We start from the raw sequence: 14,846 nt of genomic DNA on the forward strand, positions 1-14,846 counted from the left end.
CCGGCGTGTGTTCACGGCGTCGGGCAGGTCACCGTGGGGTTCCAGCGGGCGAACATGCCGTTGGGGTTCTTCTTCCAGAGCCAGACGTGCAGGTCGTAGTGGATCGGCATGCCTTCCACGTGGCCTGGCATCGGACCGTCGAAGGGCATACCGAACAGGCTCGGGCGGTCGTCGTCGGTCTTCACGTCCTGGTCCTTGTCGACCACGATCCACTCCGCGGCGACGAGCCTGCGCGACTCGCTGGTGGCGCTCGGGGCGGTGACAGCGGGGGCGTCGCCGTCCAGGGCGTCGAGGTTGTCGACCCAGCTCGCGTCGGACACCTTGTCCATCCAGTCCTCGTTGGTCCGGTCCTCGTACAGGAGAGCGGCCGGCTTCGCTGGATCGAGTGAGCCGTAGAGGTTCTTGTTGATGTAGTGGAAGCCCATCCCGCCGTCCGTCGGGTGGACTCCGCAGAAGGTGGGCTCGTAGCCGGCGGTGACTGCGAACGGGGCGTACTGGTACTTCGCGGTGGCTTCGAGCGTCTTTGCCAGCTCGGGCCAGACCGTCGTGGGGTCGATGGGATCACTCGCCGCGGAGTACGCGGGGGCGATGGCCAGGGAGAGGGACGCGACGGCGGCCGTGGCGAGGGCGGCGGTGACCTTGAGCTGGCGGCGGGGCATGTGGGGACTCCTTGAGCGGGAGAGGCGCGCGGGGGAGCGCCGGTCCGAGAGGCGCACGCGGGGCGCAGGTCCGTTGGGCGGGCCTTCCCTCGTCCCGCCCGAGCAGCATGTGCCGGAGGTCTTCGGGGGCGCCACGCGAAGGGGCCCAATGGGCTGAACACCCTGGGCCGGAGAGAAACCCGGTGCCACGGGACAGAGGTGTGGCGGGGCAGCCTGTGGATAACTCCGGGGCTGTCGGTGCGGGCCCCTATGGTGGACGCAGTGGTCGAGGCGCGACGTACGGGGGACACGACGATGAGCGCGATGAGCGTGATGGGCGGGTCGGGTGTGATGACGGAAGCCGGCGAGGGTCCGGGAGCGGTCGGGGCGGAGGGCGGCGAGGCGCTGGCCACACTGCACCGGGTCTTCGGGTACGACTCCTTCCGCGGCGAGCAGGCAGCCGTCATCGAGCATGTGGTGGCGGGCGGTGACGCCGTCGTCCTCATGCCGACCGGTGGCGGCAAGTCGCTCTGCTACCAGATTCCGTCCCTGGTCAGACCGGGTACGGGGATCGTCGTCTCGCCGCTCATCGCGCTGATGCAGGACCAGGTGGACGCACTGCGGGCGCTCGGTGTGCGGGCCGGGTTCATGAACTCCACGCAGGACTTCGAGGAGCGGCGGGTGGTGGAGGCCGAGTTCCTGGCCGGTGAGCTCGACCTCCTCTACCTGGCTCCGGAGCGGCTGCGGCTGGAGTCGTCACTGGACCTGCTCTCGCGCGGGAAGATCGCTGTTTTCGCCATCGACGAGGCGCACTGTGTCTCGCAGTGGGGGCACGACTTCCGGCCCGACTACCTGGCGTTGTCGCTGCTGGGCGAGCGCTGGCCGGACGTCCCGCGGATCGCGCTCACGGCGACGGCCACGCACGCGACGCACCAGGAGATCACCCAGCGGCTGGGCATGCCGGACGCCCGCCACTTCGTGGCGAGCTTCGACCGGCCCAACATCCAGTACCGGATCGTCCCCAAGGCCGACCCCAAGAAGCAGCTGCTGTCCTTCCTGAAGGAGGAGCACGCGGGCGACGCCGGCATCGTCTACTGCCTCTCGCGCAACTCCGTGGAGCGCACGGCGGAGTTCCTGTCCGCCAACGGCGTGCGGGCGGTGCCGTACCACGCGGGACTGGACGCGCGCACCCGTGCGGCACACCAGTCGCGCTTCCTGCGGGAGGACGGTCTCGTCGTCGTGGCGACCATCGCCTTCGGGATGGGCATCGACAAACCCGACGTCCGGTTCGTCGCCCACTACGACCTGCCCAAGTCCGTCGAGGGCTACTACCAGGAGACGGGCCGCGCGGGCCGTGACGGACTGCCGTCCACGGCCTGGATGGCCTACGGACTGAACGACGTCATACAGCAACGGAAACTGATCCAGGGCGGGGACGGCGACGAGGCGCACCGGCGCCGGTCCGCCGCGCACCTGGACGCGATGCTGGCACTGTGCGAGACGGTGCAGTGCCGCCGCGGTCAGCTGCTCGCCTACTTCGGCCAGGACCCGGAGCCGGGCGGTTGCGGCAACTGCGACACGTGCCTGGTGCCGCCGGACACCTGGGACGGCACGGTCGCCGCGCAGAAGGTGCTGTCGACGGTGTGGCGGCTGGAGCGTGAGCGGCGGCAGAAGTTCGGCGCGGTGCAGATCGTGGACATTCTGCTGGGCCGCCGGACCGCCAAGGTGATCCAGTTCGACCACGACCAGCTCTCCGTGTTCGGCATCGGCGAGGAGCTGGCCGAGGGCGAATGGCGCGGGGTCGTACGGCAGATGCTGGCGCAGGGGCTCCTTGCGGTGGAGGGGGAGTACGGGACGCTGGTGCTGACCGAGGAGAGCGGGTCGGTGCTACGGCGCGAGCGGGACGTGCCGATGCGGAAGGAACCGAAGAAGGCGGCGACCGCGCGGTCGGCCGGTGGCGGCGGCCGGGGCGAGCGGAAAGCGAAGGCGGCGGCAGCGGTGGCCGAGTTGCCCACCGAGCTGCAGCCGGCGTTCGAGGCACTGCGGACCTGGCGTGGTGAACAGGCCCGTGAGCAGGGGGTTCCGGCGTACGTCATCTTCCACGACGCCACGCTCAGGGAGATCGTCAGCGTCTGGCCCGAGTCGGTCGCTGAGCTGGGCGGAATCAGCGGGGTGGGCGAGAAGAAGCTCGCCACGTACGGGGAGGGCGTGCTGAAGGCGCTCGCGGCGCTGGGCGGGACGCCGGTGTCCGGGGCGGGGACCGTGCCCGGCTCCACGGGCAGTGACGGCGCGGGCGCGAAATCCGGGCCGGAGCCGGATCGGACGGAGCCGGACGACTGGCCCGAGATGGACATGGAGCCCGAGCCGGAGGACTGGATGTAGAGGGTGGAGGGCTGGATATCGGGGGAGTGCGCGGGGCGGGACCGAGGGCGCGCCCGTTTCCCTCTCCCGGCACCGGATCACCTGACCCGCCCGCTGCTCCCCGCGGATCCCCGGCGGCGCCTCGCTCAGCTCGACGGAGTGATGTGGCCCGTCACCTCGCCCAGGCCTACGCGGGTGCCGTTCGGACCCGGGGCCCAGGCGGTGAGGGTGACCTCGTCGCCGTCCTCCAGGAAGGTTCGCTTGCCGGTGGGGAGGTCGAGGGGGGCCGTGCCGTTCCAGGTGAGTTCGAGGAGGGAGCCGCGTTCTCGCTCGGTGGGGCCGCTGACCGTGCCCGAGCCGTAGAGGTCGCCGGTGCGCAGGGAGGCACCGTTGACGGTCATGTGGGCGAGTTGCTGTGCGGCCGTCCAGTACATGGTGGAGAAGGGGGGCTCGGAGATGGTGTGGCCGTTCACGGCGACGGAGATACGCAGGTCGTAGCCGCCGGGCTCCTCCTCGGCGTCGTCGAGGTAGGGAAGCAGGGGGTGGGTGCGGGCCGGCGGGGCGATGCGGGCATCCTCCAGGGCGTCCAGCGGTGTGATCCACGCCGAGACGGACGTGGCGAAGGACTTGCCGAGGAACGGACCCAGCGGGACGTACTCCCAGGCCTGGATGTCGCGGGCGGACCAGTCGTTCAGGAGGCAGAGGCCGAAGACGTGGTCCCGGAACGAGGACAGGGCCACGGGGCTGCCCATGGCCGACGGCGTGCCCACCACGAAGCCGACCTCCGCCTCGATGTCCAGCCGGACCGACGGGCCGAAGAGCGGGGCCGGGTCGGTGGGGGCCTTGCGCTGGCCCGACGGGCGTACGACCTCCGTGCCGGAGACCACGACCGTGCCCGAGCGGCCGTGGTACCCGATCGGCAGATGCTTCCAGTTGGGGGTCAGGGAGTCCGCCGCGTCGGGGCGGAAGATCTGGCCGACGTTCCGGGCGTGGTTCTCGGAGGCGTAGAAGTCGACGTAGTCCGCGACCTCGAAGGGAAGGTGCAGCGTCACCGAGGAGAGGGGGTGCAGGAGCGGGGCGACGGTGTCCTGGTGGGACGGGACGGTGACCCAGGCCGTGAGGGCGCGGCGGATGTCGGACCAGGTGGTGCGGCCCGCGGCGAGAAGGGGGTTGAGGGTCGGGCGGGCCAGTACGGAGACGTAGGGCGAGCCGAGTGCGGCTGCCGCGGCCCCCGCGTCCAGGACGTGGTCGCCGAGACGGACACCGACCCGGCGGTCCGTGGAGCCGGCCGGGGAGAACACACCGTAGGGGAGGTTGTGCGGGCCGAAGGGGTCGCCCTCGGGGACATCGAAGGGGGGCATGGGGTGCTGCCTCGCTCTCGTGTGGCCATGTGGTCGCGCCACAGGTTACGGGTGAGCCGCGGACTCAGGGCAGTGTTCCCTGTGTCTAAAGAGTTCGTAATGTCCGGATAAGCCTTGTCCGGAGGTCTTAATTCCGGCTTAGCGTCCTTTGGGGGACATGGACGGGGTGGGGCCGGTCCGTAGGGGGGACACGTGGGGGGACCCGTGGCCAGGAACAGCAGTGTGCCGTTTTCGGCCGACCATGCCGTGCCGGCGCTGATCGTGAAGTTCGGTGACTATCCGCTGCACCACGGAGGCGTCGGGGCGATTCGCAGCCTGGGACGGCTGGGCGTTCCGATGTACGCGATCACCGAGGACCCTTACACGCCCGCGGCCTCGTCACGCTATCTGCTGCGCGCGTTCGTCTGGCCGACCACCGGGACCGAGGAACCGGAGCGGCTCGTCGAGGGGCTGCTGCGGATCGGGAAACGGATCGGGTGCCCCGCTGTCCTCGTTCCGACGGACGAGGAGGCGGCCGTACTGATCGCAGAGCGGCAGAAGGAACTCGGCGACGCGTTTCTCTTCCCGCGCGTGGAAGCGGGGCTGCCGCGCCGGCTCGCCAGCAAGGAGGGGCTGCACGAGCTGTGCGTGGAGCACGGGATACCGACCCCGGCCACCGCCTTTCCGCAGTCGTACGACGACATCGAGCGGTTCACGCGGACGGCACGGTTCCCGGTGGTGGCCAAGAACCGGGAGGCGTTCGTGCGGCGCGCCCGGCCCGCCGTCAACGGCACTACCCGCATCGGGAGCCGGGACGCGCTGCTGTCCCTGGCGCGCGGCTGGGGTGAGCGTCCCGGCGTGATCCTTCAGGAGTACCTGCCCCGGGAGGAGGCCGAGGACTGGATCGTGCACGCCTACTTCGACGCGGACTCGAACCCGCGCGCGTTGTTCACGGGCGTGAAGGTCCGTTCCTGGCCGCCGCACGCAGGAATGACGGCAAATGCATACGTCGTCGACAATCCGGAACTCGCGGACATCGCCGAGCGTTTCATCAAGCAGATCGGCTTCACCGGAATCATCGACCTCGACCTGCGCTTCGACCGGCGCGACGGCCAGTACAAGCTCCTCGATTTCAACCCACGGATGGGCGCCCAGTTCCGGCTCTTCGAGAGCGAGTCGGGGGTGGACGTCGTCCGGGCCATGCATCTCGATCTGACCGGGCGCACCGTTCCGGAGGGGGAACAGCGCGCCGGGCACCGGTACATCGTGGAGAACATCGACCTGCCCGCCCTCCTCGCCTATCGGCGCAGTGGCTGTACGACGCCGCACGCGCCGGCCCGGGCGAGCGGGACGGAACTGGCCTGGCTCGCGGGTGACGACCCGCTGCCGTTCCTCACGATGCTCGCCCGCTTGGTGCGGCCGGGCGCGAAGCATCTGTATCAGCTGTGGCGGACCAGCCGTCGTGGCGGTGGCTGACGACAGGGAAACAACAGAGCGGCACGAAGTGGCGAAGCAGCGTCCTGGGGAGGGACTTCGTGAATCATCCGGTAGCGGTTATCGGCGCGGGACCGTTCGGTCTGTCCACCGCCGCGCATCTGCGGGCCCGGGGAATTCCGGTGCGGGTGTTCGGCGAGCCTATGGTGAGCTGGCGGGACCACATGCCCGCCGGGATGCTCCTGAAGTCGACGCCGGCGGCCTCCAGCATCGATGCCCCGCAGCCGGGCCACACCCTGGCGGACTACTGCGACACGGTGGGGGCGCCCCGGCTGGTCACGGACGAGGACATCATCCCGGTGGAGACCTTCATCGCGTACGGCGAGTGGTTCCAGCAGCGGCTGGTGCCCGAGCTGGAGCAGGTGCGGGTGGTCTCCGTGGACCGGCGGCACAGGGGCACCGGCAGCCATGGCGCGAGTGGACGCGGCAGCGGTGGTGGCTTCGAACTCAAGCTGGAATCGGGTGAGTTGTTCACCGCGCGGGCGGTCGTGGTGGCGACGGGGCTGTCCGGGCTCGCGCATCTGCCCCCGGAGCTGGCCGACGCCGTACCGGACGGGCCCTCGCCGACGGGACCGGTGTCCCACAGCTCTCAGCACCACGACCTGAGCCGGTTCGCGGGCAGAGAGCTGATCGTCGTAGGTGCCGGCCAGTCCGCGCTGGAGACGGCGGCGCTGGCGGCGGAGGCGGGGGCACGGGTAAGGGTGATGTCGCGGGGGAGCGGTCGCGTCGCCTTCGGTGCGCCCCCGTGGCAGCAGCCCAGGCTGCGGCCCGAGTCGCCGTTCGGCAACGCGTGGTCGCTCTGGGCCCTCACCTACTACCCGCACCCCTACCGCTACCTGCCGGCCCAGGCCCGCCACCACCTGGTCCGCCGGGTCCTCGGACCGCTCGGGGCGTGGTGGCTGCGCGACCGGTTCGAGGGGAAGGTGCAGCTGAGTGAGGTCGAGCGGATCGTCCGGGCGAGGGCTACGGGGGCTGCGGGCGTTACCGGGGGCATGGCGGCTCCGAAGGCGGCCGAGGCGCAGGGGATGCTGGGGGCGAAGGGCTCCAACGGCTCGACGGCGGCGCACGGTTCGGGGAGCGGGGTGGGCTTCGTCGGCGGGCGGCCGGTGTTGACCGTGCGGGAACTCGGCGGCCGTACGCGGGAGTTGTCGGCCGACCATGTCATAGCCGCGACCGGCTACCGGGTCGACATCGCCGCGATGGACTTCCTCGGGCATGAGCTGCGTACGGAACTGGCGGTGAGCCGGGGGACGCCGAGGCTCGGTTCCGGGTATGTGTCCTCCGTACCCGGGTTGTACTTCACGGGGTTGCCGGCGGCCGCTTCGTACGGGCCGGTGATGCGGTTCGTGTGCGGTACGGAGTTCGCGTCACCGCGGCTGGCGAAGCATCTGGCGGCGGCACACGGGTAGGGCGCGGGCGGGACAGGACAGAGGCGGGGAAGGGTGCTGGTCCGCCTGGCGGGTCAACGCGTGCCGCGCTCGATCTTGTGAACCAGGGGCTCGCCGTACCGCGTCGTCGGGCTGCTCGTGTCGTCCCGTGCCGGTGCCGCCGGCAGGAACGGGCGCAGGCGCGGGGGTTGTTGCTGTCGGGAGACCGAACGTCGTCCGGTTCGGACGGAGACCGATGGGTCGAACGATCCGTATTCTCTGGATCATGGCCGCTCCCACCGCATACGCACTGATCGCCACGGACCTGGACGGAACGCTCCTGCGTGCCGACGACACGCTCTCCGACCGGTCGCGGGCCGCGCTGGCGCGTGCCACCGCCGCGGGCGTCCGGCATCTGGTCGTGACGGGACGGCCGGCTCCGAGAGTCCGGCCGCTGCTCGATGACCTCGGCGCCGGGGGGCTCGCGGTGTGCGGGCAGGGGGCGCAGGTGTACGACGCCGGCGCGGACCGTCTGCTGTGGTCGGTGACCCTGGACCAGGAGCTGGCCGAGACCGCGCTCGGCAAGATCGAGGCCGAGGTCGGGCAGGTGTACGCCGCTGTCGACCAGGACGGTGTCGACGGGCTCACGCTCATCGAACCCGGGTACCTGATGCCGCACCCGACGCTGCCCGCCGTACGGGTGCCGCACCGGGACGATCTGTGGACCGAGCCCATCAGCAAGGTGCTGCTGCGCCACCCGTCCCTGACCGACGACGAGTTGGCGTCGGCGGCGCGTGGAGCGGTCGGCTCCCTCGCGACGGTCACCATGTCGGGGCCTGGCACCGTCGAACTCCAGCCATGCGGCATCACCAAGGCGACGGGGCTCGCGCTGGCCGCCGAGTATCTCGGGCTGACCGCGTCCGCCACCATCGCCTTCGGCGACATGCCCAACGACATCCCGATGTTCGACTGGGCGGCCCACGGGGTCGCCATGGCCAACGCCCATCCCGAACTCAAGGCGGTGGCGGACGAGGTCACCCTCTCGAACGAGGACGACGGGATCGCGGTGGTGCTGGAACGGCTGTTCGGGGCCTGGCCGGGCCGGTAGGAGACCCGGGCCGGCCAGAACGGTAGGCAACCCGGGGCCGGACCGCAGCCCGGGGTGCCTGCCGATCCTGGCCCGCCTAGTAGGCCCCGTACACGTTGTCTATCGATCCGTAGCGAGCCGCCGCGTAGTTGCAGGCCGCGGTGATGTTCGCGATCGGGTCGTAGGGGTCGTACGAGGTGCCGGCGACGTGGTACGCGGTGAAGGTCGGGTCGATGACCTGGAGGAGGCCCTTGGAGGGGGTGCCGGCCGCCGCGTTCGAGTCCCAGTTGTTGATGGCGTACGGGTTGCCCGAGGACTCGCGGATGACGTTGCGGTAGATGCCGTCGTACGTTCCGGGGATTCCGTTCTGCGCCATGATGTCGAGCGATTCGCGGATCCAGCCGTCCAGGTTGTTCGCGTAGTACGTCGTCGTCGATGCCGTCGCCGACGGTGCGGCCGATGCCGTCGTCGCGGTCAGGACGGGGATGGCCAGGGCTGCGGCGGCCGTCGTGGTGATGGCGAGCGTGCGCATGAGTGCGAGCGGGCGGCGCGGGGTTTTCGCGCGGGGGTGCCGACCTCGTACGGGCATGGTGGGTCCTCTCCGGCGCCTGCGAGGTGAGCTGTCGGGTTCGGGCGGGAGATGCCCGGCCGGGCGCGCTGTCGGCGCACGGCTTCACCCCTAGCCGCTCCGGCGTGAATGCCCGGACCGGCGGCTTACCTGGGTCCCCCGCTCCTGCCTGCGTGAGTCATGTGTGGGTGGGTGGGTTGTCTGCTCTGCGGGCGGTGGCAGGATTCGGCGGTCCGCCCGGTGTGGCGCGAAACGTATGCGAGAGCACACGGATGGAACAAGGGGCAGAAATGCAGGACTTGCCCATTTGGGATGCCCATTGGGGATAAAACGGGCAAGTGGTAAAGAGTGAGTGGAGGGCAACTTGCCTTTTGTGAATGGGGAGTTTGCGTGGTCGGGGTTGTTTGCGGGCGTGACCCGAATCACGGAGTGGGGATGGCGGCGGTGCAGGTGGGGCGAGTAGGGGGTTTTGGGGCGTTTGGTGCGCGCTGGGTGAACATGTCCGTTGCGGGAGTGGAACCTCTCGCGTGCTGCGCGACGTTGTCTTGACGTTGTCCGGGTGAGAGTCGCGGCGAAGGGCGGGGGCGAGGCGGCCTGTGTGCGTGCGAGCTCACTGGCCGGGTACGGGATGTTTATAAATGTCCATGCTTTGGACTGATCAAAAACATTCCGGTCGTGATCCGATACCGCCTGGCCTGGACGGGCGGGCGCTAGCGGTGATCGAAACGTGACCGGATACGCTGACTTGAGTGATGGCAGTGATCTATAGACACACCGTGTGACCGCCAGTAGACACCAGCAGACAGGAGATCCCTCGTGACCGTCGTCGGGCCGTTCGGGCTGAGCGTGCGGGACCAGGCTCTCGAAGCCGATGTCCAGGCCGGATTGGCGGCTGTCGAGGAAGGGTTGCTCGAAGCCACCAAGAGCGAGGTCCCCTTCATCACGGAGGCCGCGCAGCATCTCGTACGGGCCGGCGGGAAGCGGTTCCGGCCACTGCTCGTGATGCTCGCCGCGCAGTTCGGGGACCGGCACGCGCCGGGGATCGTGCCGTCCGCGGTGGTGGTGGAGCTGACCCACCTCGCGACGCTGTATCACGACGACGTCATGGACGAGGCCGAGGTGCGGCGCGGGGTGCCCAGCGCCAACACGCGCTGGGGGAACTCCGTCGCGGTCCTCACCGGGGACTTTCTGTTCGCGCGCGCCTCGCACATCCTCGCCGACCTCGGGCCCGAGGCGGTCCGGGTGCAGGCGGAGGCGTTCGAGCGGCTGGTGACCGGGCAGATCCTGGAGACGGCGGGGCCGTCGGACGGGCGGGATCCCGTCGAGCACTATCTGGACGTGCTGGGCGGGAAGACCGGGTCGCTGGTGGCCGTGGCCTGCCGGTTCGGGGCGATGATGTCCGGGGCCGACGACAGTGTCGTGGATGTGCTCACCCAGTACGGGGAGCGGCTCGGGGTCGCCTTCCAGCTCGCGGACGATGTGCTGGACATCGCGTCCGACTCCCACGAGTCGGGGAAGACGCCGGGGACGGATCTGCGGGAGGGCATTCCCACGATGCCCGTGCTGCGGCTGCGGGAGCGGGTGGCCCGGCTGGGGCTGGCCGAGGATGTCGCGTTGTGCGAGCTGCTGGACTCCGACCTGAGCGACGACGCCCGGCACGCGGAGGCGTTGGCCCGGCTGAGGGCGCATCCCGCGCTGGAGCAGGCTCGGCGGGACACGGTGCGGTATGCGGAGGAGGCGCGGGCCGCGCTGGTGCCGTTGGCGGAGTGCGATGCGAAGGCCGCGTTGCGGGAGATGTGCGATGCGGTGGTGCATCGGGCGGGGTGAGGGGTTCGCCCCCGCCGCCCTTACCCGCCCCGTCCCTGGGGGCTGTGCCCCCGGACCCCCGCTTTCGGCCCTGAAGGGGCCTCGTCCTCAAACTCCCCCAGAGGGGGGACCCCCAGACGGGCTGAAGGGACCCGACCCCCTACGGGTCGGGGGAGGTTTCGGGTCCTCGTGTCATCCCGTAGCAGTACACGGAGTTGAGCCCAAGGTCTGACGATTCCCCCTCGCCGATTTGGTGAGATGGAAACAACCACTCCTCACCGGTTCGGGTGAGAATGGCGGCTCAGGGTGGACAAGTGTGGGACGGACAGCCGCCGCCGACGACGGAGGTAAGGCACACATGGCACCGTACGAAGAGGCCAAGGCCGGGGACCGGATCGAGGCCGAGGACGTACCGTCCCGGCGCCGCAAGGCCGCGCGGTACGCCGCCCCGGCCATGGTGATAGGTCTGACGGCCGCGACGATCGGGCTGGTACCGGCGTTCGCCGGTTCCGGAGACCCCGATCTGCCGAAGATCAGCGCACAGGAACTCATCGAGAAGATCGCCGCCTCGGACGTACAGCAACTGTCCGGCACGGTGAAGATCAGTACGGATCTGGGGCTGCCCGACCTCGGCGGCCTGGAGAGCGGACTCCTGTCCGGCGGACTCGGCGGTGGCTCCGACGGCTCGGGGTCGGCCGCCGATCCGAGCGCCAAGCTCCTGGAGCTGGCCACCGGCACGCACACGGTGCGGGTCGCCGCCGACGGCCCCGACAAGCAGAAGCTGTCGTTGCTGGAGAAGGCCGCCGAGTACAGCGTGATCCACAACGGCGACGAGGTGTGGGCGTACGACAGCGCTTCGAACGAGGCGTACCACGCGACGGCCCCCGCGTCCGAGAGCGGCAAGGACAAGGGCGAGGACCGGATCCTGCCCGGCGACGACACGGCCGCCACGCCCGGCCAGCTGGCCGAGGAAGCCCTGAAGGCTGTCGACGACACGACCTCCGTGACCGTCGACGGCACCGCCCAGGTCGCCGGCCGGGACGCGTACAAGCTGGTCATCAAGCCGAAGGCGGCCGGATCCACGGTCGGGGCGATCAGTATCGCGGTCGACTCGAAGACCGGGACGCCGCTGAAGTTCACACTCACCCCGGCGAGCGGCGGTGCCGCTGTCGTGGACGCCGGCTTCGTCGACGTCGACTTCGGCAAGCCCGCCGCCTCGACCTTCGACTTCACCCCGCCCAAGGGCACGAAGGTCACCGAGGAGGGCGCGGGCCAGGCCGGGGAGGAGCCCGGCAAGGTGCCGGGCGAGGACTTCGGCAAGGAGTTCGAGGGCGACCTCAAGGGACCCGAGGGTCACGGGTGGGCGAACGGCGCCGAAGGCGACAGCGCCGACGACGGCGTCAAGGTCATCGGCGAGGGCTGGAACTCCATCGCCACGTTCGACTCGGGGACCGAGGGCGGTGTCCCGTCGTCCGACAGCCCGTCCGACGCCGGTGCGTTCGGCGGGTTCCTGGACTCCTTCGGCGACAAGGTCTCCGGTGACTTCGGCTCCGGCACGGTCTTCAAGACCCGTCTGATCAACGCCCTGATGACGGACGACGGCAAGCTCTACGTCGGCGCCGTCACCAAGGACGCCCTGGTCAAGGCGGCCAACGCAGCCCGGTAACTCCCGTACGGGAACCGTCGTACGGGAAACCCCGTACGGGTACGACGATTGAGGGAGCCCATGGAGGAACCGTCCGCCACGGAGCCGCTGCAGGTGAACCGGGATGACGACGACGCGGTCATCGTCACCCGCGCCCTCACCAAGCGCTACCGCGGCGGACAACTCGCCGTCGACGCTCTCGACCTCACCGTCCCGGCGGGCAGCGTCTTCGGTTTCCTCGGGCCCAACGGCTCCGGCAAGACGACGACCATCCGCATGCTGATGGGCCTGATCGAGCCGACGTCGGGCACGGCGCGGGTGCTGGGGCGACCGATGCCCCGCGCCACCCGCGCCGTCCTGCCCCACGTCGGCGCGCTCATCGAGGGCCCCGCGCTGTACGGCTTCCTCTCGGGCCGTGACAACCTCGCACGGTACGACGCCGCCGACCCGACCGCCGATCCACGCACCCGGCGTACACGCGTCGCGACGGCGCTGGACCGGGTGGGCCTGACGGCCGCCGCCGGCAAGAAGGCGAAGGCGTACTCGCTGGGGATGAAACAGCGGCTCGGCCTCGCGGCGGCGCTGCTCCAGCCACGCCGGCTGCTCGTCCTGGACGAGCCGACCAACGGGCTCGATCCACAGGGGATGCGCGAAATCCGTTCCCTGGTAAGGGAGTTGGCATTGGACGGCACCACCGTCTTCCTCTCCTCCCACCTCCTCGACGAGATCGAGCAGGTCTGTACGCACGCCGCCGTGATGGCGCAGGGAAGGCTGATCACCCAGGGCCCGGTCGCCGAGTTGGCCGCCGGGGCCCGCGGCCGGCTGGTCGTGACGACGCCCGACGCGGCGGACGCGGCCCGCGTGCTCAAGGAACAGGGCGTCGGCGACGTGGTCGTGACCGAGGACCGGGACCGGGTGACCGGCGAGGTACCGGACGGCGACCGTGAACTGGCCGATCTGAACGCCGCGTTGGTCGGCGCGGGCGTCCGTGTCCGGGGCTTCGGCGTCGAACGGGCGTCCCTGGAGGACGCGTTCGTGGCGCTGACGGGGGAGGGCTTCGATGTCGCAGGCTGAGACCGAATCGGCGCCTCCCCAGATGCGGAAGGCGCCATCCAGGCCCAACCCCCTCTGGAGCCTGAGCCTTTTCCGCAGCGAGCTCGTCATCACCTTCCGGCGCTGGCGGACCCTCGCGCTGCTCGCCGTGCTCGCCGCCGTTCCGATCGTCGTCGGTATCGCCGTGAAGATCGAGACGAGCGACGGTTCGTCGGCTGCCGGGGGAGGTCCCGGGGGCGGCGGCGGAGGACCGGCGTTCATCTCGCAGATCAGCAACAACGGTCTCTTCCTGGTGTTCACGGCACTGGCCGCGACCCTCCCCTTCTTCCTCCCGATGGCCATCGGCGTCATCGCGGGCGACGCGATCGCCGGCGAGTCGAGCGCGGGCACGCTCCGCTATCTGCTCGTCGCCCCGGCCGGCCGCACCCGCCTGCTCCTCACCAAGTACGCGACCACGCTGACGTTCTGCCTGGTGGCGACGCTGGTGGTGGCGATATCGGCGCTCACGGTCGGCGCGTTCCTCTTCCCGCTCGGCGACCTGATGACGATCTCCGGTACGAGCATCAGCTTCACGGAGGGCCTCGGCCGGGCGCTGTTGATCGCGCTGGTCGTCGCCGCGTCACTGATCGGCGTGGCGGCGCTCGGCCTGTTCATCTCCACCCTGACGAGCAGCGGCATCGCGGCGATGGCCACGACGGTCGGGCTGCTCATCACCGTCCAGATCCTCGACCAGATCCCCCAACTGCACGCGCTCCAGCCGTACTTCTTCTCCCACTACTGGCTGTCCTTCGCCGACCTGATGCGCGAACCGGTCTACTGGGACGACCTGGTGAAGAACCTCGGCATCCAGGCCCTGTACGCGGTGGTGTTCGGCTCGGCGGCCTGGGCGCGCTTCACGACGAAGGACATCACGGCCTGAGTCCGGGACCCGCGTCGAAGAAGGTCTTCGCGCGGGTGAGCGCGTCGGTGTCGTTCAGTACGTCACCGGGCTTGCTCCCGTTGCCGAGCAGCACCCCGCCGAACCGCATCTCCATGTAGGCGGCCGAGTTGCTGAGTGCGCCGACCAGCGGGTCGGCGAACGTCTGCTCCGGGGCCGCGAGGACGGTGACACCCCACAGGGTGCGCCCGGCGAGGGTGGCCTTGAAGTCCAGGCCGGGTGTGCGCAGCCAGCCCGACCAGTGGTCGAGGTAGCGCTTCACGGAGGCGGACACCGAGTACCAGTACAGCGGCGAGGCGATCACGATGTCAGTGGCCGCGAGCGTGGCGTCGAGGAGGAGAGCCGCGTTGCCCCCGGTGGGCCGGACGTGGTCCGCGTCGTGGCGCAGGTCCTCGAAGTCGGGCAGCGGGTGCTCGGCGAGACTCAGCCAGCGCTGCTCGACATCGGCGGGCAGTTGTTCGGCGGCCCTGCGGGCGAGCGCCTCGGTGTTGCCGTCGCTGCGGCTGCTGCCCAGCAGGAAGAGGAAACTGCGGCTCATGATCGGCCCCCT

12 protein-coding genes are annotated in these 14,846 nt (G+C 70.2%); 8 read left to right on the forward strand and 4 right to left on the reverse strand.

The features are described from left to right. Nucleotides 1–11: 11 nt before the first annotated feature. Nucleotides 12–659, reverse strand: a complete 648-nt coding sequence (locus tag ACW4TU_RS27380) for a hypothetical protein (protein WP_457417423.1) — start codon at nucleotides 657–659, stop codon at nucleotides 12–14. 312 nt (nucleotides 660–971) lie between these two features. Between ACW4TU_RS27380 and recQ the strand changes: the two genes are divergently transcribed. Then, nucleotides 972–3,020: a DNA helicase RecQ gene (gene recQ, locus ACW4TU_RS27385; RefSeq protein WP_457430331.1), complete on the forward strand. Its 2,049-nt coding sequence runs from the start codon at nucleotides 972–974 to the stop codon at nucleotides 3,018–3,020. A gap of 125 nt (nucleotides 3,021–3,145) precedes the next feature. On the opposite strand, the gene fahA is transcribed toward recQ, so the two are convergent. Beyond that, a complete protein-coding gene (gene fahA / locus ACW4TU_RS27390; RefSeq protein ID WP_457417424.1) occupies nucleotides 3,146–4,360 on the reverse strand; it encodes a fumarylacetoacetase in 1,215 nt (404 codons plus the stop codon). A 222-nt stretch (nucleotides 4,361–4,582) separates the two neighbouring features. On the opposite strand from fahA, the gene ACW4TU_RS27395 reads away from it, so the two are divergent. From ACW4TU_RS27395 to ACW4TU_RS27405, 3 genes are all read left to right on the forward strand, one after another. Then, on the forward strand, nucleotides 4,583–5,815 hold the full coding sequence (locus ACW4TU_RS27395; protein WP_457417425.1) for a carboxylate--amine ligase: 1,233 nt from the start codon (nucleotides 4,583–4,585) through the stop codon (nucleotides 5,813–5,815). A gap of 59 nt (nucleotides 5,816–5,874) precedes the next feature. Further along, nucleotides 5,875–7,242 (forward strand): FAD-dependent oxidoreductase, encoded by a 1,368-nt coding sequence (locus ACW4TU_RS27400; protein WP_457417426.1) that lies wholly within the window; start codon nucleotides 5,875–5,877, stop codon nucleotides 7,240–7,242. Between the two features lie 244 nt (nucleotides 7,243–7,486). Next, nucleotides 7,487–8,308 carry an HAD family hydrolase gene (locus ACW4TU_RS27405; protein WP_457417427.1) on the forward strand — a complete coding sequence of 274 codons (822 nt, stop codon included), beginning with the start codon at nucleotides 7,487–7,489 and terminating at the stop codon, nucleotides 8,306–8,308. A 76-nt stretch (nucleotides 8,309–8,384) separates the two neighbouring features. Here ACW4TU_RS27405 and ACW4TU_RS27410 read toward each other — a convergent pair whose 3' ends face one another. Continuing rightward, nucleotides 8,385–8,876: a transglycosylase SLT domain-containing protein gene (locus tag ACW4TU_RS27410; RefSeq protein WP_457417428.1), complete on the reverse strand. Its 492-nt coding sequence runs from the start codon at nucleotides 8,874–8,876 to the stop codon at nucleotides 8,385–8,387. 795 nt (nucleotides 8,877–9,671) lie between these two features. Here ACW4TU_RS27410 and ACW4TU_RS27415 point away from each other — a divergent pair. The 4 genes from ACW4TU_RS27415 to ACW4TU_RS27430 all read left to right on the forward strand — a co-directional run bounded on the left by ACW4TU_RS27415 (nucleotide 9,672) and on the right by ACW4TU_RS27430 (nucleotide 14,278). Then, nucleotides 9,672–10,682, forward strand: a complete 1,011-nt coding sequence (locus tag ACW4TU_RS27415) for a polyprenyl synthetase family protein (protein WP_457417429.1) — start codon at nucleotides 9,672–9,674, stop codon at nucleotides 10,680–10,682. A gap of 337 nt (nucleotides 10,683–11,019) precedes the next feature. After that, complete coding sequence (locus ACW4TU_RS27420; RefSeq protein ID WP_457417430.1) at nucleotides 11,020–12,327, forward strand: LolA family protein; 1,308 nt, start codon at nucleotides 11,020–11,022, stop codon at nucleotides 12,325–12,327. Between the two features lie 60 nt (nucleotides 12,328–12,387). Beyond that, nucleotides 12,388–13,380, forward strand: a complete 993-nt coding sequence (locus tag ACW4TU_RS27425) for an ABC transporter ATP-binding protein (protein WP_457417431.1) — start codon at nucleotides 12,388–12,390, stop codon at nucleotides 13,378–13,380. After that, entirely contained in the window at nucleotides 13,367–14,278 is a 912-nt protein-coding gene (locus ACW4TU_RS27430) for an ABC transporter permease (protein ID WP_457417432.1), read from the forward strand. Before ACW4TU_RS27425 ends, ACW4TU_RS27430 begins: the two co-directional genes overlap by 14 nt. Here the strand turns inward: ACW4TU_RS27430 and ACW4TU_RS27435 are convergent. Beyond that, on the reverse strand, nucleotides 14,268–14,834 hold the full coding sequence (locus tag ACW4TU_RS27435) for a flavodoxin family protein (RefSeq protein WP_457417433.1): 567 nt from the start codon (nucleotides 14,832–14,834) through the stop codon (nucleotides 14,268–14,270). The two genes, ACW4TU_RS27430 and ACW4TU_RS27435, sit on opposite strands and share 11 nt — an antisense overlap. Between the last annotated feature and the right edge of the window lie 12 nt (nucleotides 14,835–14,846).

This window comes from Streptomyces kryoterrae, from assembly GCF_054072135.1.